The sequence below is a fragment of the uncultured Kushneria sp. genome (genome assembly GCF_947497025.1).
GTDB lineage: Bacteria > Pseudomonadota > Gammaproteobacteria > Pseudomonadales > Halomonadaceae > Kushneria.
The window spans coordinates 169,419-194,524 of record NZ_CANMFC010000005.1 but is presented as its reverse complement, the minus strand read 5'-3'; the positions used below and the strand labels follow the sequence as shown (position 1 = coordinate 194,524).

General features: G+C 62.6%; 19 protein-coding genes and 1 riboswitch. Of the genes, 6 read left to right on the top strand and 13 right to left on the bottom strand.

Annotated elements, in window-relative coordinates; genetic code table 11:
• Positions 1–116: 116 nt before the first annotated feature.
• From Q0931_RS11205 to Q0931_RS11195, 3 genes are all read left to right on the top strand, one after another.
• Complete coding sequence (locus Q0931_RS11205) at positions 117–1,715, top strand: META domain-containing protein (RefSeq protein ID WP_299260294.1); 1,599 nt, start codon at positions 117–119, stop codon at positions 1,713–1,715.
• A gap of 151 nt (positions 1,716–1,866) precedes the next feature.
• Entirely contained in the window at positions 1,867–2,346 is a 480-nt protein-coding gene (locus Q0931_RS11200; RefSeq protein WP_299260292.1) for a YchJ family protein, read from the top strand.
• 74 nt (positions 2,347–2,420) lie between these two features.
• Positions 2,421–3,224: a DUF1206 domain-containing protein gene (locus tag Q0931_RS11195; RefSeq protein WP_299260290.1), complete on the top strand. Its 804-nt coding sequence runs from the start codon at positions 2,421–2,423 to the stop codon at positions 3,222–3,224.
• Between the two features lie 55 nt (positions 3,225–3,279).
• On the opposite strand, the gene Q0931_RS11190 is transcribed toward Q0931_RS11195, so the two are convergent.
• A complete protein-coding gene (locus tag Q0931_RS11190; protein WP_299260288.1) occupies positions 3,280–4,602 on the bottom strand; it encodes an Nramp family divalent metal transporter in 1,323 nt (440 codons plus the stop codon).
• Between the two features lie 157 nt (positions 4,603–4,759).
• Between Q0931_RS11190 and Q0931_RS11185 the strand changes: the two genes are divergently transcribed.
• Positions 4,760–5,788, top strand: coding sequence for an alpha/beta hydrolase (locus tag Q0931_RS11185; protein WP_299260286.1), 1,029 nt, complete (start codon positions 4,760–4,762; stop codon positions 5,786–5,788).
• Between the two features lie 43 nt (positions 5,789–5,831).
• Here Q0931_RS11185 and Q0931_RS11180 read toward each other — a convergent pair whose 3' ends face one another.
• The 11 genes from Q0931_RS11180 to ribB form a co-directional block, all read right to left on the bottom strand.
• Complete coding sequence (locus tag Q0931_RS11180) at positions 5,832–6,587, bottom strand: Mut7-C RNAse domain-containing protein (protein ID WP_299260284.1); 756 nt, start codon at positions 6,585–6,587, stop codon at positions 5,832–5,834.
• A gap of 121 nt (positions 6,588–6,708) precedes the next feature.
• On the bottom strand, positions 6,709–7,404 hold the full coding sequence (gene urtE / locus Q0931_RS11175; protein ID WP_299260282.1) for an urea ABC transporter ATP-binding subunit UrtE: 696 nt from the start codon (positions 7,402–7,404) through the stop codon (positions 6,709–6,711).
• The gene (gene urtD, locus Q0931_RS11170; RefSeq protein ID WP_299260509.1) at positions 7,397–8,233 is read right to left on the bottom strand and encodes an urea ABC transporter ATP-binding protein UrtD; all 837 of its coding nucleotides are present in this window, start codon (positions 8,231–8,233) and stop codon (positions 7,397–7,399) included. The genes urtE and urtD overlap by 8 nt, the downstream gene beginning before the upstream one ends.
• A gap of 4 nt (positions 8,234–8,237) precedes the next feature.
• Entirely contained in the window at positions 8,238–9,221 is a 984-nt protein-coding gene (gene urtC, locus Q0931_RS11165) for an urea ABC transporter permease subunit UrtC (protein WP_299260507.1), read from the bottom strand.
• Positions 9,222–9,316: 95 nt separating this feature from the next.
• Positions 9,317–10,930, bottom strand: coding sequence for an urea ABC transporter permease subunit UrtB (urtB, locus tag Q0931_RS11160; protein WP_299260280.1), 1,614 nt, complete (start codon positions 10,928–10,930; stop codon positions 9,317–9,319).
• Between the two features lie 122 nt (positions 10,931–11,052).
• Positions 11,053–12,375 carry an urea ABC transporter substrate-binding protein gene (urtA, locus tag Q0931_RS11155; protein WP_299260505.1) on the bottom strand — a complete coding sequence of 441 codons (1,323 nt, stop codon included), beginning with the start codon at positions 12,373–12,375 and terminating at the stop codon, positions 11,053–11,055.
• Between the two features lie 121 nt (positions 12,376–12,496).
• A complete protein-coding gene (locus Q0931_RS11150; RefSeq protein ID WP_299260278.1) occupies positions 12,497–13,219 on the bottom strand; it encodes a GntR family transcriptional regulator in 723 nt (240 codons plus the stop codon).
• Positions 13,216–16,887 (bottom strand): urea carboxylase, encoded by a 3,672-nt coding sequence (gene uca, locus Q0931_RS11145; protein WP_299260276.1) that lies wholly within the window; start codon positions 16,885–16,887, stop codon positions 13,216–13,218. Before uca ends, Q0931_RS11150 begins: the two co-directional genes overlap by 4 nt.
• On the bottom strand, positions 16,884–18,713 hold the full coding sequence (gene atzF, locus Q0931_RS11140) for an allophanate hydrolase (protein ID WP_299260274.1): 1,830 nt from the start codon (positions 18,711–18,713) through the stop codon (positions 16,884–16,886). The genes uca and atzF overlap by 4 nt, the downstream gene beginning before the upstream one ends.
• Before the next feature lie 295 nt (positions 18,714–19,008).
• Positions 19,009–20,499 carry a carboxypeptidase M32 gene (locus Q0931_RS11135; protein WP_299260272.1) on the bottom strand — a complete coding sequence of 497 codons (1,491 nt, stop codon included), beginning with the start codon at positions 20,497–20,499 and terminating at the stop codon, positions 19,009–19,011.
• Positions 20,500–20,578: 79 nt separating this feature from the next.
• The gene (ribB, locus tag Q0931_RS11130) at positions 20,579–21,268 is read right to left on the bottom strand and encodes a 3,4-dihydroxy-2-butanone-4-phosphate synthase (protein WP_299260269.1); all 690 of its coding nucleotides are present in this window, start codon (positions 21,266–21,268) and stop codon (positions 20,579–20,581) included.
• A gap of 110 nt (positions 21,269–21,378) precedes the next feature.
• Positions 21,379–21,530: riboswitch (FMN riboswitch) on the bottom strand.
• Positions 21,531–21,693: 163 nt separating this feature from the next.
• Here ribB and Q0931_RS11125 point away from each other — a divergent pair.
• Positions 21,694–22,713, top strand: coding sequence for an SMP-30/gluconolactonase/LRE family protein (locus Q0931_RS11125; protein ID WP_299260268.1), 1,020 nt, complete (start codon positions 21,694–21,696; stop codon positions 22,711–22,713).
• On the opposite strand, the gene Q0931_RS11120 is transcribed toward Q0931_RS11125, so the two are convergent.
• On the bottom strand, positions 22,699–23,742 hold the full coding sequence (locus tag Q0931_RS11120) for a DUF535 family protein (protein WP_299260266.1): 1,044 nt from the start codon (positions 23,740–23,742) through the stop codon (positions 22,699–22,701). The two genes, Q0931_RS11125 and Q0931_RS11120, sit on opposite strands and share 15 nt — an antisense overlap.
• Positions 23,743–24,002: 260 nt before the next feature.
• Between Q0931_RS11120 and Q0931_RS11115 the strand changes: the two genes are divergently transcribed.
• Positions 24,003–25,103: a cobalt-precorrin-5B (C(1))-methyltransferase gene (locus tag Q0931_RS11115; protein ID WP_299260264.1), complete on the top strand. Its 1,101-nt coding sequence runs from the start codon at positions 24,003–24,005 to the stop codon at positions 25,101–25,103.
• Positions 25,104–25,106: the final 3 nt, after the last annotated feature.

The window sequence follows — 25,106 nt, the reverse complement described above, 5'->3', positions numbered from 1 at the left end:
ATCTTTGCGCTCACACCAGGGTATGCTTGCGACCTATAACCCTTATGTGCCGATGTTCTCATCAAACCGAACGCCTACCCGGGACAGGTAGCATGATCAACGCAACAGGAGTTTCAATGCGACACGCATTCAGGCCAACGCTCACCACGCTGGCACTGGCCACCCTGATGGCAGGATGCGCCAGTTCCGGGTCTTCATCTTCAGGCTATTACGCCACGGCGCTGACCAACATCAGCGGTGCCAGGGTCAATCTGACCGGCAACCGGCTTGATGCCTGGGTCGGCTGCAACCATCTGAGCGCCAACGCCCGACCGGAAAACGCCACACTTGAAGTCGGCGAGATTGCTTCGACCAGAATGGCCTGCCAGCCCGGCGATGATCGCCGCGAGCAGGTTCTTGCCGAATTTCTCAAGCGAGGACCCAAGCTCGACAAGACCGGCGACATGTGGCTTTTGCGCGATAACGTTCACGCCGTGGTGGTTCATACCAATTCCGATCCACAGCTGACGCATGCCAGCTTTGGTCCGAACCCGGCAGGCCGCAGTGCGGATGCCAGTGCAACGGAAAGCGCTCTGGCCATGGATCGCGCCATCGAGCGTGAAACCCGTGAGCAGGCCGCCAGTCGGCCTGCCAGCGTGCAGCAGCCTCAAGTCGCTGCCGCCCGTGCCGTCGAGCCGCCGGCCGAACCGGTCAATGCCGCGCCCGAACGCGCGCCCATCGGCATGCACAATGAGCTGCGTACCGGTAACACCGTCGCACCGGCACCGGTTCGCACAGTCGCTCAGGCGCCTGCCGTCGAGCCGATCAACACCGCACCCGAGCGTGCGCCCATTGGTCTCGACAGTCAGATTCGCACCGGGGACACCGTTGCCCCTGCTCCGGTACGCACGGTCGCTCAGGCCCCCGCCGTCGAGCCGGTCAATACCGTACCCGAGCGCGCGCCCATCGGCATGCACAATGAGCTGCGTACCGGTAACACCGTCGCACCGGCACCGGCACGCACGATTGCTCAGGCCTCCACTGTCGAACCGATCAATACTGCGTCCGAGCGGGCACCTGTCGCGCTGAATGACGAGATCCGCACCGGGAGCGTTGTAGCAGCAGCGCCTGCTCCGGCGGCAGTACAGCAGGCACCGGCGCAGAGCGCACCGGTTCAGGTGGCCCAGAGCCGTCCGGCACCGCGCGCCGCGACCACCATGGCGCTGGCCCCGCAGGAAGCCGTGCAGGCCACTCAGCTGTCGCAGGTAGAAACACCGACACTTGCACAGCAGTCGCCTCGCCTGGACCTGTGGCAGCAAATGGGCGCCGACAGCTGGCAGCTGGCCCCTCAGCATAGCCCTCAGGAGAACGCCCCCTGGCAGCCGGCCGTTGAAACCTCGCGTCTTGCCTGGTTTGCCAGTCTGCTCAAGGGTGACACCACGGATAATCTGCCTGACATGACCGTGACCGCACCACGTGAAATACACTCTTATGCGGTCCGGGAAAGCAACCAGTGGGTGCTGTATTCAGGTGAGCCGATCGACCAGCCACAGGAAAAGGTCCTGTCCGACGAGCAGCATCAGAAAAAGGCAGCCCCCGAGCTGACCGACCGCGACGCCACCAGGGACAAGAGCATCATCACGACCTCGCGTCTGGATGAAAGCGCATTGGGGCGCGGCGTACGCGCCACCACCTCCCGCGCCCTGAACTGGCTGAACGCTCGCTGGCAGGCCTGATCACTTCGTTTGACCCGCGCCTCGACATCCGGCCGACAGTCTCTACACTGTCGGCCGGTCTTTTTTTATCTGTACCACATTGCTCTACATCACCTTTACCCGCACAACGCCTGACTTATGGCGTTGTGCAGCACTGCCACAGGGTTGACCCATGACCACCGATTTCATCTGCCCCTGCTGCAGCGGGCATACCTACGCCCACTGCTGCGGCCCGCTTCACCGCGACGAACAGCTCGCCGCCACGCCTGAAGCCCTCATGCGTTCTCGATATAGTGCCTTCGCCCTGGGCGGGCTGGGTGAGTATCTGTTCAGGACCTGGGCCGACAACGCTCCGGGACGACCGCCTGAGGATGCCGTCATGCTCAATGTGCGCACCGTGGACTGGCAGCGTCTGGACATCATCCAGACGAGCGTGCATGGCGCCCAGGGCATGGTGGAGTTCAGGGCGTGGTATCTGGAAGACGGCTTTGAACACGTGCTGCACGAGCGCTCACGCTTTCGACGCAGCGCAGGCCGCTGGCAGTATGTCGATGGCGTCATCAATCCACCCGCCATGGCCCGTGCCGGTCGCAATGATCCCTGCCCGTGTGGCAGCGGGAAGAAGTACAAGAAGTGCTGCGCAGATCAATAACGCTGGCAAAAGCGGGTGTTGTTTCCCAGAATTGAACCCTTCTCAAAACCCATTACTGATGATGTGGAGTTGGATTGGACCATCCCAGCGGCAATACCCAGCGTCTTGTGACCCTTGCAGCCCGCTGCGGCTACACCGCAAAGGGCATGGTCTATATCACCATTGGCTGGCTATCAATGATGGCTACCATGGGTATGGGCGGTCGTAACGGCGGTTCCTCCGACGCCGTCCGGGAGCTGGCCAGCCAACCCTTCGGCGGTGTGATGATGACGCTGCTGTCGGTCGGGCTTTTTGGCTATACCGCCTGGCGTTTGGTGCAGGCGTTTTTTGACGCCGAACACAAGGGTCGCGACTGGAAAGGCATTCTGACCCGACTGGGTTATGTCCTCAGCGGACTGATCTACGCCGGCATCGCCATCAATTGCATCGAGCTACTGCTTGATAATGGCGGCAGCTCAAGCTCCACAAGCAGTCAAACACGTACCGTCATGGCCCACCCGGGCGGCATCGTGGCAATCTTTCTCGTGGGACTGGGTTTTCTGGGGGTAGGTTTACGGCAAATCTGGCGCGGCTGGCATCACAGCTATGAAAAGAACTGGCACCTTGAGCAGATGAGCCATCGTCAGCGTCTGATTGCTGCCAACGTCTCACGCGTGGGACTGACCGCACGCGGCATTGTCTTCATGATCATTGCCCTGTTTCTATGCCTGTCTGCCATCAACACTGATCCCAGTGATGCCCGGGGTCTGGGCGGTGCCCTGCGCGCGGTGGCAGAGCAGCCCTTTGGTCCCTGGCTTCTGGGACTGGTCGCGCTGGGGCTGATGGCCTATGGCTGCTACTGCCTGGTCAACGCCCGCTTTCGCAATGTGAATGCCTGAACAACCCGAGCGGCGTATCAGTCGCCGTTCGTGCCGCGACAGCCCCCTCGAGACGCTAGAGACCGTGAAAGACTTCCATGACCAGCCGGGCATTGAGCACCAGAATCAGCGCCGTAATGGCCCAGGTCAGCGTTTTGATTTTCCAGCCGATCGCCAGCTCTCCCATCCAGTCACGGCGGGACACAAAACGCATCAGCGGAATGATCGCAAAGGGCAACTGTAGCGACAGCACGACCTGACTCAATACCAGAAGCCGCCCCACGCCCTGATCACCGTAGACCTGGGTGACATACAGCACCGGCAGAATCGCAAGCCCTCGGGTGATCAACCGCCGAACCCAGGGTTTCATGCGAAAACGCAAGAACCCCTCCATCACGATCTGACCGGCAAGCGTTGCCGTGACGGTTGAATTGAGCCCCGAGGCCAGCAGCGCCACCCCAAAGAGCGTAGCGGCAATGCCGGCGCCCAGCAGCGGGCTCAAAAGCCCGTAGGCCTCCTCGATCTCCACGACCGTCTTGCCGGCACTGTGAAAGACCGCCGCGGCCAGAATCAAAATGCCGGCATTGATGAAAAGCGCCAGTGACAACGACAGCGTGCTGTCGAGCGTGGCAAAGCGCAGCGCTTCACGCTTGCCTTGTGCGTGCTGTTCGAAATCACGCGTTTTGACCAGCGCCGAGTGCAGATACAGGTTATGCGGCATGACCGTGGCCCCGATGATGCCAATGGCGATATAAAGCATTTGCGGATTGGTCACGATGGCGGGATCGGGGCTCAAAAAGCCGTCGGCAATGCCGGCCAGCGAAGGTTGCGCCAGCGCAAGCTCCACCGCAAAGCAGCCAAAGATCATCGCCATCAGCGACATGACGAAGGCTTCCAGCCAGCGAAATCCGCGACGCATAAGCATCAACAGCACCACCGTATCCACGATGGTGATCGCGGCCCCCCAGGCGAGCGGAATACCGAACAACAGCTTGAGTGCCACGGCGGTGCCGATCACTTCTGCCAGATCCGTGGCAATAATGGCCAGCTCGCACAGCGCCCAGAGCACGACATTGACCACTTTTGGATAGTGTTCGCGACAGCTCTGCGCCAGGTCGCGCCCACTGGCAATTCCCAGGCGCGCGCACAGTGACTGCAGCAGTATGGCCATCAGGTTGGACAGCAAAATGACGCACAACAGCGTATAGCCAAAGCGCGACCCGCCCTCAAGCGAAGTCGCCCAGTTGCCCGGATCGATATAGCCCACGGACACCATGGCGCCCGGCCCCAGAAAGGCCAGAAAGCGTCGAAAGGCACTGCCGCCCCGGGGCACGCTGATACTGCCGGGCACAACATCGGTACCCAGCAGCGACGCTGGCTGTTCGGGTCTTGCGCTCATGAGGATTCCTTCGTTGAAGCAGGCCTTAAGAACACTAGGGTAATACAATTATACCGTGGTTAAAAAGAGGGCTGATTACCTTCCTCTGATGGCACGGTACGGGAGGCGGACTACGCTTCAATGCAGGCAGGTCGCCACCATTCGGGAGGAACCCATCATGGCACGCGATTTTTCAGAGGCGCGTTCACGCAAACGTTCACACAAGGGCCGCTGGGCGCTGGCAGGACTGGCCGCCTCCATGGCCTGGGCCAGCTGGCAAAAACGGCAGGCGCTCAAGTCGTCACGGCATGACCAGCTCCATACGGCACCGGAGCTCTCACGCAGTGCCGTGGTCAATGGCATGCTGATGCGCTGGGAAGAACACGGTGAGCGCAGTGATCAGCCGCCGGTCGTCATGCTGCATGGCATTCCCACCAACCCGCGCATCTGGCGCCATGTAATCCCGCGTCTTGCCGATACCGGAGTCTGCTGCCTGGCCTGGGAGCTGGTCGGCTTTGGCTGGTCGATCAATGAAGGGCTGACACGCGACATCTCGGTGACTGCTCAGGCGGACTATCTCATCGCCTGGCTGGACCATCAGCAGATCGAGCGCGCGACCCTTGTCGGTCACGACATTGGCGGCGGCGTACTGCAGGCACTACTGACCCTGCATCCCGAGCGTATTGCGGGGCTGGTGCTGGTGGATTCGGTGGCCTTTGACAACTGGCCGGTCCCGGCGGTCAGGACCGCGGCACAGATGGCAGGCGTGATTGAAAAACTGCCGCCGGCATTGTTGAGGCCCCTCTTTCACACCGCACTGGCCAATCTCGGCCATGACAGTACCCGACGTGACACCCAGTCGGCCGCGCTGCTCTGGGGGCCCTATAGTCAGCCGACCGGACCGGCCGGCTTTGCCCACCAGGCGCGCTGCATGAACACAGGCGATACCGAGGCCATTGCCGCGCGACTGCCGTTGACGCCGACCATGCCCGTCCAGCTGGTCTGGGGCGATCAGGACCCGCTGAGTCTGGCCTCGGCCGAGCGACTGGCGGCAAGGCTTTCCGCGCCGGCCATGCGACGCATCCCGGGCGGGCGCCATTTCAATCCCGAGGATCATCCCGATATCGTGGCCGACGAGATACGCCGCATGATCGCTCGTGTGGCCCAGGGGCCGGACACCGCCGAGGTCAGCGACACCGCCATCTGACAACGCAAAGCGTCCGGGACCGTGGATAAAACACGGCAGCAGGTCAGCCGGCCTGCTGCTTCAGTGCCTCGACCCAGGCCGACATGCGCGCAAAGTGGCTGCCCTGCCAATAAATGTGGTGGCATCTGGCGCATCGGTAGAAATCGTTGTAATAGCGCAGGGTGCGCGCTTCCAGCTGTCGATCAACCGAAGCCTTGTCCACCCTCATCAGAAGGCCGTTGCAGCGCGCACAGCGCCGGAAGGCAGCAATCTCGTCATGCAGCTCAAAGCGCCGACAGACCTCTTCAACCTGTCGTGACGGGTCCGTGGCGCGCACAAAATAGCCGTGCACAATCTGGCGGCGATACAGCAGGCGTCGATCACGGGTGAGCAGAATGCGCTTTTGAGCAGCCGACATATAGGCAAGCTCCTCATCCTCGAAGTCGTTGCGCCAGCACACGTCAAAGCCCAGCAATCGCAGATAGCGCGCCAGTCGACCGAGATGAACATCGAGCACAAACCGCGCCGGCCGCGGGCGTGGCGGCTGAAGCGCAGGCCCACCCGGCAGGCCGCCTGACACCCCGGCAGGCCACGCCCTGATCAGACAGGGTTCATCGTCCTGCGGCTCGATCAGTGTCTCGAACGCCGCCGGGTGGTTGTTAAGCGTCAGCGCGGCGACTTCCGTGTGCGGCACACCGAACGACTCCACCAGATCCTTGAGAGACGTACGCCTGGACGTGTGTGGCGTGGCCGGCTGCCCTCGCCCGGCAGGCGGCAGAAAATCATCGAGACAGCCGTGGAACAGTACCTGTACACCCATCACCCGAGCTCTCGACATTCAGGAGTTTGAACGCCCAAGTGTGGTGGCCGGCGGCACGAATGTCACACCAACAGATCGCCTTTGTGGCTGTCCTTTTGTAACACTTTCCGGCAGCCGGAAATCATACCGTCAGATGGCGTTGCACCAGCTGATCATCCAGCGTGGCCATATCACCTTCGGCCACCGGCGCACCGCGGTCCATCAGCATGAAGCGGTCAGCGTAGCGCCGCGCGAAGGGCAGCTTCTGTTCCACCAGCAGGACCGTCAGCCCGTCTTCCTGATTGAGCTGACGCAGTACCTCGCCGATCCGGGTCACGATATTGGGCTGAATGCCCTCCCCCGGCTCATCGAGAATCAGCAGTCTGGGCGCCAGTACCAGCGCACGGCCGATGGCCAGCTGCTGCTGCTGTCCCCCGGAAAGATCACCTCCACGGCGACGCTTCATTTCCTCAAGCACCGGAAAGAGCGCATAAATGCGTTCGGGAATACGACGCCGGCGATCAGGCCGCGCCGGCAGGCCAATGCGCAGGTTCTCCTCGACCGTCAGGGTCGAAAATATCTGCCGCCCCTGGGGCACGTAGCCAATGCCGAGGCCGGCGCGCGCCTCACGCCTGGCACGCGAGATGTCGGCACCCTCAAACAGGATGCGCCCGCCGCGAACCGGCTCTTCTCCCATGATCGTTTTCATCAGCGTGGTCTTGCCCACGCCGTTGCGCCCCATCACACAGGTGCACTGCCCGGTGGGCACCGAAAGTGACAGCCCACGCAGGGTATGGCTCTGGCCGTAATACTGATCAAGCCCTTCAATCTCAAGCATGACGCTCCTCCTCGGCACCCAGATAGACCTCTCTGACCCGAGGATCAGCGGCCACGGCGTCCATGCTGCCCTCGGCCAGTACGCTGCCCTGGTGCAGCACGGTGACATGCCGGGCAATCGAACGGACAAAGCCCATGTCATGCTCGACCACCACCACCGACTGCTGACCGGCCAGACGATTCAACAGATCAGCGGTCCGGTGCATCTCCTGCTCGGTCATGCCGGCGACCGGCTCATCAATCAACAGCAGGCGCGGACGCTGCATCAGCAGCATGCCGATCTCCAGCCACTGCTTCTGGCCGTGGGACAATACCCCCGCCCATCGGTCACGCTCGGCCTCAAGCCCAATGGTCTCCAGCACCTCATCCAGACGCGCCCGCCCTTCATGATCGAGTCTTGCCATGAAGGTGGTCCACACGCGCCGGTCACCGGCCATCGCCAGCTCCAGATTTTCAAACACCGTGAGAGCCTCGAACACGGTAGGCTTTTGAAACTTGCGGCCGATACCCAGGCTGGCCACCTCGGGCTCTGCCAGACGCAGCAGGTTATGGCGCGAGCCAAACCATACCTGTCCGCTGTCGGGCCGGGTCTTGCCGGTAATGATATCCATCATGGTGGTCTTGCCGGCGCCGTTGGGACCAATAATGCAGCGCAGCTCACCGTCATCGATGGTCAGATTGAGCCGGTCAATGGCGCGAAAACCGTCAAAGCTCACCGTGACATCTTCCATATAGAGAATCGGCCCGTGGCGCACATCCACCGGCGAGACGTCGGGCACCATGAAATCAAATACCCGATCGGGACGCGCCATATCGCGAAGTCGGTTCAGGGTCTCACTCATGGGCAGATCCTCCCCTGTTGCGGCGCAGAGAGGCCGCCAGGCCTGCAATGCCCTGCGGCAGCGCCATGGTCACCACCACGAAAAGACCACCCAGAATAAAAAGCCAGGCATCGGGCATCTCGGTGGTCAGTACTGTCTTGAGCCAGTTGACTACCAGTGCACCAATCAGCGCGCCAAAAAGGGTCGCACGCCCCCCAAGCGCCACCCACACCACCACTTCGATGGAAAACAGCGGTGCGAAGCTGCCGGGGTTGATAATGCCCACCTGCGGCACATAGAGCGCACCGGCGATGCCTGCCATGACCGCCGACACCACAAAGACCGCCAGCTTGACGTGTTCGACCCGATAGCCCAGAAAGCGCGTCCGGGCCTCGGCGTCACGAGTCGCAATACAGACCCGGCCCAGACGTGAGGTGGTGATCATGCGACAGACCACAAAGGCCAGCAGCACTGCCATTAACGAGGCCACGAACAGCGCTACCGTCATGGCGTGACTGTTGAGCGGCATGCCCAGAAGCTCCCGAAAGCGGGTCAGCCCGGTCGAGCCGCCCACGCCCATCTCGTTGCGATTGAACGCCAGCATCAGGGCAAAGGTCATTGCCTGGGTGATGATCGAGAAATAAACGCCGGTCACGCGCGAGCGAAAGGCCAGCCAGCCAAAGACCAGCGCCAGCAGGCCGGGCGCCAGTACCACCGCCAGCATGGCCAGCGGAAAATGGCCCAGCCAGGCCTGCCAGCCGTCGACATTCGCCCCCTGAGCGTTGAGATAAAGTCCCATGGCGTAGCCGCCCAGGGCAAAAAAGGCGCCATGGCCAAGACTTAAAATACCCAGATATCCCCAGATCAGATCCACGGCGAGGGCCAGCAGCATATAACAGCAGTACTTGCCCAGCAGGCTGACCGTCGCATCGCCCACATGCAGGGCATGATCTGAGGGCAACAGGTTGAGCCCCACCACCAGCACGGCAGCCATCATCAAAACCGCACAGGTGAACGTGGTGGTGCGATCGCTCAGATGGCCCATGCTGCGCCGTACCGATCCAGTGCCGGAGGACACCGTACGTACCTGACTCATGACACCCTCCCGCGCGGGGGAAAGAGCCCCTGCGGACGCTTTTGAATGAACAGGATCACGCCGACCAGCACCACGATCTTGGCCAGTACCGCGCCGACCCAGGGCTGCAGCACCTGATTGAGTACGCCCAGTGTCATGCCGGCCACCAGCGTGCCCCACAGGTTGCCCACACCGCCAAAGACCACGACCAGAAAGGAGTCGACGATATAGTTCTGTCCCAGGTTGGGCCCCACGTTGGTAATCTGTGACAGCGCCACACCGGCAAGGCCCGCCACGCCCGCGCCGAGACCGAAGGTCAGCATGTCCACCCGTGCCGCCCTGACGCCCATGGCGCGCGCCATGTCACGGTTTTGCGTCACCGCGCGCACTTCAAGCCCCAGCCGGGTAAAGCGCATCACGGCCCAGAGCGCGGCAAACACCACCAGACAAAAGATCAGCACGGCCAGCCGGCTATAGCTGATCGAGAGCGCCTCGGTGACCTGCCAGCTGCCGCGCAGCCACTCGGGCGCCGCTACCGCCCGGTTGAGCGGTGAGAACACGGTGCGTACCAGCTGCTGCAGGATCAGGCTCACCCCGAAGGTCGCCAGCAGGGTCTCCAGCGGGCGCCCTTTCAGAAAACGGATCACGCTGCGTTCGATGGCAATGCCAAAGGCTGCCGCGACCAGAAAACCGAAGGGAATGGCCAGCAGCAACGCCAGTCCCGGCTGGCCGGGCAACAGCTGCTGCAGCCACCAGGCACTATAGGCGCCCAGCATGATCAGCTCGCCGTGGGCCATGTTGATCACCCCCATGACGCCAAAGGTGATCGCCAGACCAATCGCGGCCAGCACCAGAATCGAGCCGGCACTCAGGCCAAAAAAGAGCGTCTGTACCCGCTGATGCCATTCGCGCTTGCGCTCAATGCCTGCCAGCACTCGACGCGCCTCACCTGCCAGTTCGCCGTCGCCTTCGGCCAGCGGTACCAGTGCGTTACGCACCCGGGTATCCAGATGGCCGCGCAGCGTCTCCAGGGCCGCCACATCCCCCTGCTGCACGCGATACAGCGCCAGTGCCGTCTCCAGCTGCTCACGCACTGCCGGGTCTTCCTCGTCGGCCAGCGTATCCTCCACGCCCGGCGCACTGGCCTCATCCAGTGTTCCGAGCAGCGCCCGAGCCGCCGCAAGCCTTGCACTGACATCGCCTGCCGTCAGCGACATCGCCGCCAGCGCCCCCTCAATCCGGGTGCGCAGCGTGTTGTTGATGGTGATGGTGTTGATCGTACGCCGTGAGCCGGTACCGGCGTCTTCCAGCGTAATGGCATCGATGATCGGCCATTCCCGACCGGCATCATCGGTAATGATGTAGAAATGTTCACCGCGACGCTCACGGGCCAGACGCCCCTCCAGCAGCGCCTGCAGCCAGCGCTCTCGCTGGGTGGCCTGGCTGGACGCGATACGCTCGACGGCCTCGCCCTTTGCTTCAAACCCCGAGGCGTCCAGCCCTTCCAGCAGCGTACGGGCCTGCTCATCGCTGATTTGATCGCCGGCATGAACGACCCCGGGCAGCGCCAGCATGACCAGTACCAGCACGACTCCGGCCCGCCACAGATCACGTATTGCGCGTCTTGACATGCTTTCTCCCCCACTTTCAAAACGTCCGGGTTGCTCGCCTGCGGCCAGCAACCCGGCGTCCCTGCACGACGACATCACTTCATGACGTCACTTCACAACGACGGGGCCATGCGCATCAGCACTTACTGCGATACGGCCGGCTCGCCATCCTCACAGGTCATGCTGGCGACATTGAGACGTCCACAGTGGAGCGGCGCGCGCCAGTCGCTGATCAGGTTGCGCGAGTCGGGGAGATAGTCCGACCAGGCATCGCCTGCAATATTGGAAGGGGTCTGCCAGACCACGCTGAACTGCCCATCGTTCTGGATTTCGCCAATCATGACCGGCTTGGTAATGTGGTGGTTGGGCATCATCGCCGAGGAGCCACCGGAGAGATTGGGTACGGTGACACCAATAATGGCGTCCCTCACGGCATCAACCTCCGGCGTACCAGCCTTTTTGACCGCTTCCACCCACATGTTGAAACCGATGTAATGGGCCTCCATCGGATCGTTGGTGACCGCACTGTCATCGCCCTTGTACGCCAGCCAGCTGTCGATGAAATCGAAGTTGGCATCACTGTCGACGCTCATGAAATAGTTCCACGCCGCCATATGGCCCACCAGCGGTGCGGTATCGATGCCGGTCAGCTCCTGCTCCCCCACCGAAAAGGCCATGACCGGAATATCGCTGGCCGAGATGCCCTGGTTGGCCAGCTCACGATAAAACGGCACGTTGGCATCACCGTTGATGGTGGAGATCACCGCGGTCTTTTTCCCCTGGCCGCCGAACGAGGCAATGCTGGAAACGATCGACTGCCAGTCGCTGTGCCCAAACGGCGTGTAGTTGACCATGATGTCGTCATCGCTCACGCCCTGATCCTTGAGCCAGGCTTCCAGAATCTTGTTGGTGGTGCGGGGATAGACGTAATCGGTACCCACCAGCGCCCAGCGCTCCACACCCTGCTCGCGCAGATACTCGACGGCCGGAATCGCCTGCTGATTGGGCGCCGCCCCGGTATAGAAGATATTGTCCGAGGACTCTTCGCCCTCGTACTGCACCGGATAGAACAACAGCCCGTTGAGCTCCTCGACCACCGGCAGCACCGCCTTGCGCGAGGCCGAGGTCCAGTTGCCGAAGATAACGTCCACCCGGTCATCACCGGAGAGCAGATCACGCGCCTGCTCGGCAAACAGTGGCCAGTCGGAGGCCGGATCGACGACGACCGGTTCGAGCTGGCGCCCCAGCAGACCGCCGCGCTCATTCTGCTGCTCGATCAGCATCAGCATTTCATCCTTCAGGGTGGATTCGCTGATCGCCATGGTGCCGGAAAGTGAATGCAGGATACCGACCCGGATCGGATCGCGGTCGGCCTCGGCACGCGCGTCATCACTCAAACCAAGGGCGGCGCCTGCGCTCAATAGCGCACCCATCAGCAGCGGGCGGGACAGGGATAGTGACCCCATTGAAAATCCTTTCATGTCTTACCTCATTATCATTGTTGGTGAGGGTACCCCGGGCCTGAGCCTCGGGGCGGGGACAGCATGGATACAAACCACGGACATCAATAACGCTGGCGCCCGGCACCTACATTCCGACCGGGCCCTGCGCATGGCGGCTGCGGGCTTCGTGCAGCATGTGCAGCGTGATCTTGCGCACCTCGTTGCGACTGAGCGCTATGTGGGTGCTCAACAGCTGGCAGGCGTGCGCTTCCCGCCGCCGCGCCAGTGCCTCAAGAATGGCAGCGTGCTCGTCATAGGTGGCCTCGATACGTGACGGCTGGGTGAAATCCAGCCGGCGAATGATATGAATACGCTCGCTCACATCGCGGTGAATGCGCGCCATCTCCTGGTTGCCCGACGCCGTGACCAGTGCGGTATGAAACGCCTTGTCCTGCTCGGCCATCGCAGTGGCAAACGAACGCTCCTCGATTGGCACGCACCAGATATCGCGCAGTGCCTGAAGCGTCGCCGGCTGCTCGCTCATCGCACACAGGCGTCCGATGGCGGCACACTCCAGCACGATGCGCACGTCATAGAGCTGCTCGAAGACCTCGAAATCAAAGGGCACCACCTGCCAGCCGCTGCGAAAATGCACCTCCACGTACCCTTCGCGACGCAGCCGATGCAGCGCTTCACGTACCGGCGTACGCGAGGCGCCGGTACGTTCGGCCACTTCTGCCTCGCTGAAGTAGTCCCCGGGCAGCAACTCGAAATCAAAGATCATCTGCTTGAGCGCTTCGTAGACGCGCTCGGCCAGACTCTGCTTTCGCGTGCTGTCGCGCTCCCGAAAGGGCGAGGCGCGATTCATGACACAGGCCCGGTATCGAGCACCGCCAGCAGCTCACCGGCACGCACCGGCGTACCGGGCTGACAGTGAAAGGCACTGAGCGTGCCCGCCTGCGGCGCGGTGATCGCGACTTCCATCTTCATCGCCTCGACAATCAGGAGTGGATCGCCGGCTTCGACCCGGGCGCCGGGTTCAGCTACCAACTTCCAGACACTGCCGGCAATATCGGCCTGTACCGGACACTGATGGGCGCCAAGGGTGTCGCTGTCCAGCGGTGCGGTCTGCGCGGTTTCAATCGCCGGCGGCGCAATGTCCGCCGCACTCCAGCGGCTGACCTCTGCGGTAAAGGCTTCACGCTGGCGCACCTGAAATGCTTCGATACTCTCGCGATGCTCCTCAAGGAAGTCGAGATAGGCGCCGACATCGAAAGTTTCTTCTTCCACGCGCGCTTCAAAGCGTCCGTGGCGGAAATCCTCACGCAGCAGGGTCAGCTCTTCTTCGCTGACCGGGTAGTAGCAGACCTGATCGAAAAAGCGCAGCAGCCACGGCGCGCCCGTGGCGAATTGAGCGTTATTGCCCCAGGTGTTCCAGATCGGCACGGTGCGGCCCACCAGCTGGTAGCCGCCGGGCGAATCCATGCCGTAGATGCACATGTACATGCCGCCGATACCCACCGTGCCCTCGGCGGTATGGGTGCGTGCCGGGTTGTATTTGGAGCTCAGAAGCCGGTGGCGCGGGTCCACCGGCACGGCGCAGGGGGCGCCCAGATAAACATCCCCCAGTCCCAGTACCAGATAGCGCGCTTCATACAGGGTCTGGCGAACGGTCTCACGATCCACGCCATTGATGCGGGCGATGAAATCGACGTTGTTGGGCAGCCACGGCGCGTCGGCCTTCACCGTCTCGCTGTAGCGCGTCACCGCATCCAGCGTGGCACTGTCCTCGAATGCCATGGGCAGATGCAGTACGCGGGTGGGCAGCCTGAGCGTGCGCACGTCGCCCAGGCCGTCATCAAGGCTGAGCAGCTGCGTGATGAGCGTCTTTTGGGGAATCACATGACCGTTGTAGCGAATCTGCAGCGAGCGCACCCCGGGGGCGAGCTCCTCAATCCCTTCGATGGCCGCGTCACGAATGGCCGTCATCAAAAGATGCACCCGTACCCGGGTAGTGAGCTCCAGCACGTTCTCACCATATTCGAGCAGGATGTAGCCATCGCCGGCCTGACGATAGACCGCCGCCGGACGCTCCTCGCTGGCCGCCCGCGTGGCCAGCACACAGGGCGAATGTTCGGCTTTTGGCGCCTTCCCCGTCGCGGCGATCAGGGTGTTGTCGATCCGCGCCGGCAGGGCCATGATCTCCGGGTCGGGCGCACTCAGCGTCTCGATGGCCTGCAGCCACTCAGCCTCTACCGCCAGGGCATGTTCAACGGTGATCGGGACAAAGCGAATCGTGTCCCCCGGACGCACCTGGCCTGCCTTCCAGAGCTCGCCGCGGGCGATGGTCACCGGACAGACAAAGCCGCCCAGGCTGGGGCCGTCGCGCATCAGAATCACCGGGCTGTCGCCGGTAAAGTTGACCGCGCCAATGGCGTACTCGCAGTCATGGACATTGGACGGGTGCAGACCCGCCTCGCCGCCATCGCTGCGGGCCCATTCAAGCGTCGGGCCGACCAGTCGTACGCCGAGGCGATTGGCGTTGTAGTGCACTTCCCAGTCGGTGGCCAACAGCTGCTCAAACGCCGGCTGAGTGAAAAAGTCCGGCGCGCCGTGAGGCCCCGGGAGCACGCCGATACGCCACTCATGACCGTAGTCGGGTATCAGCGCCGCGGGAGCGGCAGCCGGGGTTTCCAGAGCGTCGCCTTCATGGAGCAGTGAGAGCAGATCACCACTGCGCAGCACGCGCCCACCGTGGCCGCCGAACTGACCCAGAGCAAAGGTCGAGCGGCTGCCCAGATAGACCGGCACATCAATACCGCCGCGCACGGCCAGATAGCAGCGACAGCCCACACTGACCTGCCCGACCGCCAGCCGCTGGCCGGCACGGACATCAATCGGTTGCCAGAACGCCACCGCCTCGCCATCAAGTCGCGCCTCGGAGGGCGCCCCGGCCAGTGCAATGACAGCATCCTGGTGAAACACCAGCTCCGGTCCCATCAGAGTGCATTCAAGCCCTGCCGCGGAGGCCGCGTTGCCGACGATGCGATTGGCCAGTCGAAACGCCATGTCATCCATCGGACCTGACGGCGGCACGCCGATATCCCAGTAGCCCAGCCGGCCCGGCACGTCCTGCACGCTGGTCCAGGTGCCCGGCGAGACCACCTCCAGACAGTGGGGGGTAAACGTGAACCGTGACAGCGCCCGGGTGGAGACCTCACCGCGTCTGAAGGCGTCATCACCGATGACCGCGCGCAGATACTCCAGATTGGTGGGAATGCCGTAGAGACGGGTGGCTTCCAGCGCCGCCGCCAGCCGGTTGATCGCCTCGTCGCGGTCACGGCCATGCACAATCAGTTTGGCGATCATGGGATCAAACTGCGCCGACACCAGACTGCCGCTCTCAACACCTGTATCCACGCGCACGCCCGGAAGCTCGACAGGGAAATGCACCGCATCCAGCTCACCGGGGCTGGGCTGAAAGTTTTTCAGTGGATTCTCGGCGTAAAGACGTACCTCGATCGCCGCGCCCTCGAGCGTGATCTCCGCCAGCTCCTCGGTCAGCGGCTGGCCATCGGCCACGCGCAGCATCCACTCGATCAGATCAAGCCCGGTGACACATTCGGTGACCGGGTGTTCCACCTGCAGGCGCGTATTGACCTCCAGAAAATAGAAACGCCCAGACCCCGCGTCATAAATGAACTCCACCGTCCCGGCGCTGCGGTAGTGGACCGATTCCCCCAGGCTGACGGCGGCGGCCAACATCTGCTCGCGAATCGCCGGCGGCAGATGCGGCGCCGGGGTCTCCTCCACCACTTTCTGGTGCCGACGCTGCAGCGAGCAGTCACGCTCGCCAAGCGCTACCACGCGTCCCTGACCATCGCCCAGCAGCTGCACTTCAATGTGGCGGGCGTGATCGATGCAGCGCTCCAGAAAAACACCGGCATCGCTGAAATACTGCTGGCCCAGGCGTACGACGCTGTCAAACGCGGCCTTCAGTGCGACCTCATCGGCGCAGCGGGTCATGCCGATACCGCCACCGCCGGCGGTGGATTTCAACATCACCGGATAGCCAATACGCATGGCTTCGCTGCACGCCTGATCAACATCATCGAGCAGGTCGCTGCCGGGCGTCAGCGGGACACTGGCCTGTTCTGCCAGCGCCCGCGCCCGGTGTTTGAGACCAAAATCGCGAATCTGCGCGGGCGTCGGGCCGATAAAGATCAACCCTGCCGCCTCACAGCGCTCGGCAAGGTCGGCACTTTCGGAAAGAAAGCCGTAGCCCGGATAGATCGCCTGTGCGCCACTTTCACGAGCGGCGGCGATCACCTTGTCGATCGCCAGATAAGTGTCATCAGCGCGCTGGCCCTCCAGCGCCACGGCGTGATCGGCATGGCGCACATGCAGGGCATTGCGGTCATCATCGCTGTAAATGGCCACGCTTTCGATGTTCAGACGCTTGAGCGTTCGCATGGCGCGACAGGCGATTTCGCCGCGGTTGGCGATCAGCACTCGTGTCAGAGAAAGCGCACTCATGCCTCACCTCCTGTGGCGACACCCTTCAGCGCCGTCATGAAACCCCGCCAGCCGCCGTATTCGGTCACATCCCGTGCTGCAGGCAGTGCCCAGGACTCGCAGATGAAGCCCTTGACCACGCGACCATCGGACAGCGTCAGTGAACCAATCCCCAGTGGGGCTGGAATCTCGGCGACAAACTCACCAAAGCGTGCCAGCGGCACGTCCCATAGCTCCACCTCGATGGCGGCACCGTCTGTTTCAACCCTGGCCAGCCCCGGCTTGGGCGGGGTGGTATTGGCCAGCGCATAAAGACGGTAGTTCGACGCGGTATGGGTGGTCTCCACGAAGGTGGCGCGGCGCGTGGTGAGCTGAAAGTTGAGCGGCATGCCCCGCAGATGGGCTCCGACCACCGCGACGCGCACGCACTCAGGTGCCGGCGGGCGGGGCCCCTCATCGGCGACCGGCAGTGGCTGTTCGGTGGCGCCCAGTGGCAGATCACACAGCGTCTGCCAGCGACGGCCAAAATCTGCCAGCGCCCGGTCATGCCAGGCCGGTGCGATCAGGGTAATCCCGGCCGGCAGGCCGTCATCGCGCATGGTTGCTGGAAGCGCCAGCGCGCAGAGATCGGCCAGGTTGGTGAAGTTGGTATAGGTGCCAAATTCACTGTTGTACTGAACGGGCTGTTCAGCCATTTCGGCGATGGTGCGGATGGTGGAGGACGTGGGCACGACCAGCGCGTCCACATCTTCAAACACCCGCGCAATGCGCTGACTCAGCTCGGCGCGGCGGTACTCGGCGTCAAAGGTGTCCAGCGCCGAGTAATCCAGTCCCTTCTCGATAATGCTGCGTACGGTCGGATCAATGGCCTGCAGATCATCGAGCAGCAGCGCCCCTACCGCGTGGGTGCGCTCGGCCACCCAGGGCCCCTGATAAAGCAGCGTCGCCAGCTCGGCAAAGGGGGTGTAATCGATCGGCACCAGCTCGGCGACGCTTTCAAGCTGCGTGCGGGCCTGATCAAAGGCCCGGGCCATGACGTCATCGCCATGAAATTCAAGCGTCTCCGGTATCGCCAGCCGCGGCCGATCCGGCATGGCCACCGGCGCCGTGCGGGGGTGTGGGCGACTGTAGGCATCGCGCTCATCCGGTGCACTGCTGCCAATTTCGGTGACCGCCAGCGCATCTTCTACCATTAATGCAAAAACGGAGACGCAGTCCAGCGTCCGACAGGCCGGCACCACGCCGCCGATGGAGAGCCAGCCGCGGGTGGGCTTGAGCCCCACGATGTTATTGAACCCCGCCGGCACCCGACCCGAACCCGCGGTGTCGGTCCCGAGCGCAAAGGGCACCAGCCCGCGCGCCACTACCGAGGCGGATCCCGCACTGGAGCCGCCAGAGACGTAATCGGGATTGAAGCTATTGGACACGGCGCCATAGGGAGAGCGGGTGCCGACCAGGCCAGTGGCGAACTGGTCCAGATTGGTCTTGCCCACCAGGATCGCGCCGGCCGCTCTGAGACGCGCCACCACGGTGGCATCCTGCTCGGCAATATAGGCAAATGCCGGACACGCCGCGGTGGTCTCCCAGCCCACGGCATCGATATTGTCCTTGATCGCAAACGGCACGCCGTACAGCGGCAGTGCCTGGATACCGACGCTGTCGGCCTGGCGCTCCAGCTCGGCCCACTGGCTGTCAATCAGCGCCGCATCGGCGCGTGCGATCCATGCTGTATCCGAATCCACCAGCGCCGCTGCCAGCGCCTGCAGTCGCTCACGGCCCTGCCCATCCTGCTGTGCGCTGCACCACTGTGAGAGCGTCCAGCCCCTGCTTTCGATTGTCTGCGTCATGATCACGCCCTGCTGATATATCGGCTTGTATACAAGTCGGTATTGCAGGAAGTGTGCCAATGACAGATAAGTGCCTGACTTTAGGTGAGCGGAGCCTACAGATACCTTTTAAAACCCTGTAGATATCTTTTAAAACCCCAGTTATGGTCAGGGACGCTGCTTCCTGACAGGGCATGGAAGGTATTGGTGCACCATTACAACGCGTCGTCACGGGACCGGGCGTCATGAATACAGCAAGGGCCGCACAGTGGCGGTCCGGGTAGAAGATGAAACGTGCCCCGGCGGCGTGATCTTCTCAACCCAGATAGCGCTCGCGCAGGTGCCGGTGATAGTACGTGGGATCCAGCGCCTCACCGGTGGCACGGCGAATCAGCTCAGGCGTTTCCAGCAGACTGCCCTGCTGCCAGATATTGGCCTTGAGCCACTCAAGCAGCAGGCTCGGGTCGCCCTCGGCAATGCGCGCATCAAGCTGCGGCTCGGCGCGACGCGCAGCCGCCATCAGTTGCGCGGCCAGCATGGCACCCAGGCTATAGGTGGGAAAGTAGCCAAACGAGCCGTCTGTCCAGTGAATGTCCTGCAGGCAGCCGTCGCGGTAGTTGCCGCGGGTATCCAGCCCCAGCAGGCGCTGCATCCCCTCGTCCCACAGCGCCGGAATATCTTCGACCTCGATCTCGCCTTCAATCAGGGCGCGCTCGATGTCGTAACGCAGCAGAATATGTGCCGGATAGCTGACTTCGTCGGCATCGACCCGGATCAGACCGGGCTGGACCCGCTGTGACAGGCGCACCAGATTGTCCGCCTCAAAGGCCGGCTGATCACCCAGCGCCTCGATCAGCCAGGGCCTGAGCTGACGCACGAACGCCGCACTGCGCCCCAGCTGCATCTCGAAACTCAAACTCTGGGATTCATGGACCGCCATCGAGCGGGCACGTCCGGCCGGCTGGCTGCGCCACTGTGGCGGCAGATTCTGTTCGTAGCGGGCGTGACCGGTCTCGTGGATGATGCCCATCAGCGCCGTGAGGCACTCATCACTGCGATAGCGGGTGGTCAGGCGCACGTCGTCCGGCACGCCGCCGCAGAAGGGATGCAGGCTCACATCGAGCCGGCCATGCTCGAAATCAAACCCGAGCCAGCGCATGACGCGCTCGCCAAGTCGGCGCTGCTCGTCCTCACCAAAGGGCCCCTGGGGCAGAACGGGCGATTGCCCGCGCTGGCGCTCGACGGCCTCGCTTAAAAGCCCCGGCAGCCACTGGCGCAGGTCGTTGAAGATGCTGTCGAGCGCTTCAAGCGTCAGTCCCGGCTCGAACTTCTGCAACAGCGCCTCATAGCGGCTGCAGCCGGCGGCCTCGGCGCGAATGCGTGCCTCCTCGCGCGACAGGCGCACCACTTCCCGGAACGTGGGCAAAAAGCCCTGCCAGTCGTTGTTGGGCCGACAGGTGCGCCAGGCCTGTTCGCAGCGGGCACCGGCCAGCGACTGGGCCTCGACCAGCGCCGGCGGCATGACGGTGGCGTCTCGCACCTCACGCTGCATCTCGCGCAGGTTGGCCTGTTGCCCGGGCTCAAGCGATGAGGAGTCAATGTCCTCAAGCAGCTCACGCGTCTGCGGCGCGGTCAGCGTCTCATGCATCAGCACGCTCAGCTCGGCCATGGCCTCGGCGCGGGCGTCGTTGCCGCCCCAGGGCATCATGGTCAGCTGATCCCAGCCCGCCATGGCGCCCAGATGGCCGTAGCGATGCAGCCGCGTAAAACGGGCCTCGAGCTGCTGATAGGCCGTGGGGGATGTCATGAAACACTCCTTGCAGATAAAAATGGCAGGCCGGGCTCGGGGCGAAGGTTATCGCGGGATAACGTCTGAATCGAAAGGCCTACAGCGAGGCAAACGCCGCCACATCAAATGATTCGTCCTGATCGTGCTGCTTTCGCCAGGCCACCAGCTCGGCAATCGAGACCATGGGATAACCACCCTCGTGGGCAAAGGCTTCCAGCGCCTCACCACGCATCATGGTGCCGTCATCGTTCATCAGTTCACAGAGCACACCGGCAGGGGCATGGCCTGACAGACGCACCAGATCGATGGTGGCCTCGGTATGGCCACGACGCGTCAATACCCCGCCATCGCGGGCGCGCAGGGGAAAAATATGGCCGGGGCGGACAAGGTCATCGGCACGGGCATTGTCAGCGACCGCGGCCCGGACGGTGACGGTGCGATCATAAGCACTGACGCCGGTCGTGACGCCTTCTCTGGCTTCGATGGTGACGGTAAAGCCGGTCGAGTAGGGGCTTTCGTTGTTGACCACCATCGGCGGCAGTTCCAGCCGGTCGGCGTGATCATTGGTCAGACACAGGCAGACAATGCCGCTGCCAAAACGAATCATCCGGGCCATCTGATGATCCTCCAGCGTGGTGGCGGCAAAGATCAGATCGCCTTCGTTTTCACGGTCGGGATCATCGGTGACCACCACGCCGTGGCCGCGGGCCAGGCTGTCGAGTGCCAGACGAACACGCGAGCGTGCGGCTTCGGAAAGGGAGACATCATTGTCGATATTGCGGGACATAAAGGCTGCTCCAGGATCGCCTTTCAAGGGCGAGGGACAAGGAACAGGGCAAGACAGGAGTGCTTGTACGACACGTACAGCGACGCCTCATCCGAAACGGACAATCAGACGTCGATCCTCTCCCATCCGGACTATCACCGTCGGCATCGGGATCTCACCGATTCCTGCGCGTGGTGCGCTCGCGGGCTTGTTCGCTGCCGGATCAAAAACCGGTTTTGACATCACCGCCGGTGGGGACTTTCACCCCGCCCTGAGGATCTGACTCGAAAAACGAATCGGGATCAGACTAGCTCGCAAGCGACGCTCGAGCAATCCCTGCGCGTCAATGTCAATCGCAAAAGGTCATATTGGCGAAAGGTCATATTGGCGAAAAACGCTTCAGCCGTCAGGCTGGCGTCATTGTCCCAATACGAGGAGCGCCGCTCATGGCCCGCTGGTTTCAACACCTTTCTCACTCCCTGTGCACCGGCCTGCTGATGGCGGGCATGGGGGCCGGCAGCGCGCTGGCCTCAGGAAGCGATGCCCCGAAGGTCGTCGCCGAGACCCCCGAGTTTAACAAGCTGATCGATAAGGGCGCTGACATCCAACGGCTCTTTGATGGCGGCATATGGAGCGAAGGCCCGCTGGCACTGCCCGATGGCAGCGTGATCTGGAGCGACATCAAGAACAATCGCGTGATGATCTGGCGCGAGGGAGAAAAGGTGCGCGAATGGCTGCGACCGGCGCAGTTTCACAACGGCCATGCGCTGGATCACGAGGGTCGGATACTGGCCGCGTCCCACGGTAAACGCGCCGTGGAGCGCCTGAACAAGGATGGAAAGTGGGAGGTACTGGTCGACCTGGACGGCGAACAAAAGCTCAACAGTCCCAACGATCTGGTAGTGGATTCCAACGGGCGCATCTGGTTTACCGACCCCACCTTTGGCATCGATCAGCCCGAAGAGGGCTACGGGGGCACTCCCATGACCGGCGGCGAGTACGTTTATCGCTTCGACCCCGACAGTGACAAGCTGACCCGGCTTTCAACGCCCGCGGTCAACACGCCCAACGGACTGGCCTTTTCCCCGGGTGAGACCACCCTTTATATCGCTGACTCCGAGCAGGGCCATGACCGCGAGGATGCCAGCCTCAATCATCACATTGTCGCCTACGATGTGAGGGATGACGGTACCCTGTCCAACGAGCGCATCTTTGCCGAGGTCTCTCCCGGCGTGCCCGATGGTCTCAAGGTCGACGAGCATGGCAATGTCTGGACCAGCAGCGACAGCGGCCTGCAGGTCTTCAACCCCGAGGGCCAGCGCCTTGGCCGCGTGGACCTGCCCGAGCGCACCGCCAATCTGGCCTTTGCCGATCATGACGGTGAGCATTATCTCTTCGTGACCGCCACCAAAAGTCTCTATCGCATCCCGGTCAAGGTGGGCGAGGCGCGCTCAGAGCGCCGCTGACGCTACCGCCCCGTCCTGCGCACCGGCCATGGGTGAGGCCGGTGCGTGGCCCGCATGGGTCATCGGGACTCGGGCCGTCTGTGCCAGAGCCGCAGCCTCGGGCGATACCGGTTCAGGCATGCCGATCAGGGCCTGGCCGACCTGCCCTTCCAGCGCGTCCAGCCAGGCATAGCGCTTGCGATACATGCTGCGCTTTTTGGACACAATGGTCTCGAGTGTCTTGCGGCGCTGGTCGGCGGGCAACACGACCCAGCCTGACGTTTTCGCCTCGCCGCCGTGCTCGAGAATCAATGCGTCCAGATCAAACCCGCGCTGACGGCGGCCATTGGGGTTTGCACGGTAGACGTGGTGGGCATTGTCCACGCAGTGAATGCCTTGCATGCCCAGCGCGCGCGCCAGCATCTGCGTGAGCTCGACCATCAGCGATTGCGGCCGCAGGCCAAAATGATCCCGGGTGAACTGACGGTTCCAGTCCGACTGCTGACGCGAGCCCTGCACGGTACCCAGACACAGCACCGGGCGCCCCTGATCATCACGCATAAAGGAGAGCGCCGCGCTGTATAGACGCTTTCTGGGCGGGCGGATGATCATCAGCATCATCTCGCCCTCCTTGTCATGTGCTCCGCGATAGCCCAGATGGATACTGGCCGTTTCACCACCGACCACACACTCTCCCAGCCAAAGGCCGGGCCGCTGCGTGATCCGGGCACTGACGTCATCGCCGAGCAGGCTTTTTTGCAACTGATAGTGCAGCAGTAGATGACGCAGGCGCTCGATATGACCATAGCGAATCGAGATATAGGGTCGAAACGGCTTGTTGAGCAGGTTGGCACGATGGGTCACTGCCCTTTCAAGCAGCGGGTTGAGGGATACGCCCATCAACAGGGCGCGATAAACGCTTCGGTGCAGTGTTGCGCGCATGAACATCTTGTAGCGCATCTTCCACTCTCGCCGCTTTGGATAAACGCGGCGAGCGGCGTGCCAGGAAGAGAGCCGTTCCCAGTGTGGTGAAGCAGTAACGTGATTCATGGTGGGTTACTCCATTGGTCTGCCCAATGGATGGTGCGCCACGGGAATTAAGGAAATATTAAATCAATATTAATTTAGCCTTAATGCTGATGGCAAACAGTGTTCGCTATTGTCCTCATGCTCTTTTTCACGACACCTGTCCCCGCTCCTTTCCGAAGCGTGACAGCGCAGGCAGGCGCAGCGGCCCGGCAATGAGTGGATAGGGTCCTTGAGACGTGCATGCTAGAATCGCTGTCGTCTCATCAAGATACCGATGCGCCATGACCCAGGAACGCGCCCCTCTCAAACGTGGCTGGACCACCGGATGCTGCGCGACCGCCGCTGCCCGGGCGGCCTATGCAGCGCTGCTGTGCGGGGAATTTCCCGACCCGGTGACCATCACGCTTCCGAAGGGACAGACGCCGGCCTTCGCGCTGGCCGTTCATGAGCGCGGCAATGACTGGGCCATGGCAGGCATCATCAAGGATGCCGGTGATGATCCGGATGCCACGCACGGTGTGCTGGTGCGCGCCACGGTTCGACCATTGAAGGCCGGCTCCGGTCTGGTGTTCAAGGCAGGCCCGGGCGTTGGTACGGTCACTCGACCGGGTTTGCCCATCCCGCCCGGAGAGCCTGCGATCAACCCGGTGCCCCGACACATGATTCGTCAGGCGCTTAAGGCGGTCGCGCACGAGACGCCTGGCCATCATCAGGTGGATCTGGAAGTGACCATTGCCATCGACGAGGGAGAGCGCATCGCGCTTGGCACCCTCAATGGACGGCTGGGCATCGTGGGCGGTCTCTCGGTGCTGGGTACCACCGGCATCGTGATTCCGTTTTCCTGCTCGGCATGGATTCACTCCATTCACCGCGGCATCGATGTCGCTCGCGCCCGTGGTCTGCCACACATTGCCGGTTCAACCGGCTCAACGTCGGAAGCCGCGGTGCAGGCACATTACGCACTCGATGAGAGCGCGTTGATCGAGATGGGGGATTTTGTCGGCGGCATGCTCAAGTACCTGCGCCAGCATCCAGTGCCACAGGTGACCATTGCCGGCGGCATCGCCAAGATGGCCAAGCTTGGCCAGGGCATGCTGGATGTGCACTCAAAGCGTGGTGCCATCGATCTTGAACGGCTGGCGCGCCTGACGCGCGAGGCAGGAGGTGACGACGTGCTGGCCGATCGCATCATTGGCGCCAACTCGGGCCTTGAGGCCTTTGAACTTGCCGACAGGGCAGGCATTGCGCTGGGGAATCTGCTGGCAGAAAGCGCCCACGCACGCGCAGAGCAGGTCATGCGCCATAGCGGCATCGAACTCAATGTCATGGTATTTGACCGGAACGGGCTTTGTGTCGGTCAAAGCAAGTCGCGTAACTGCTAGGCA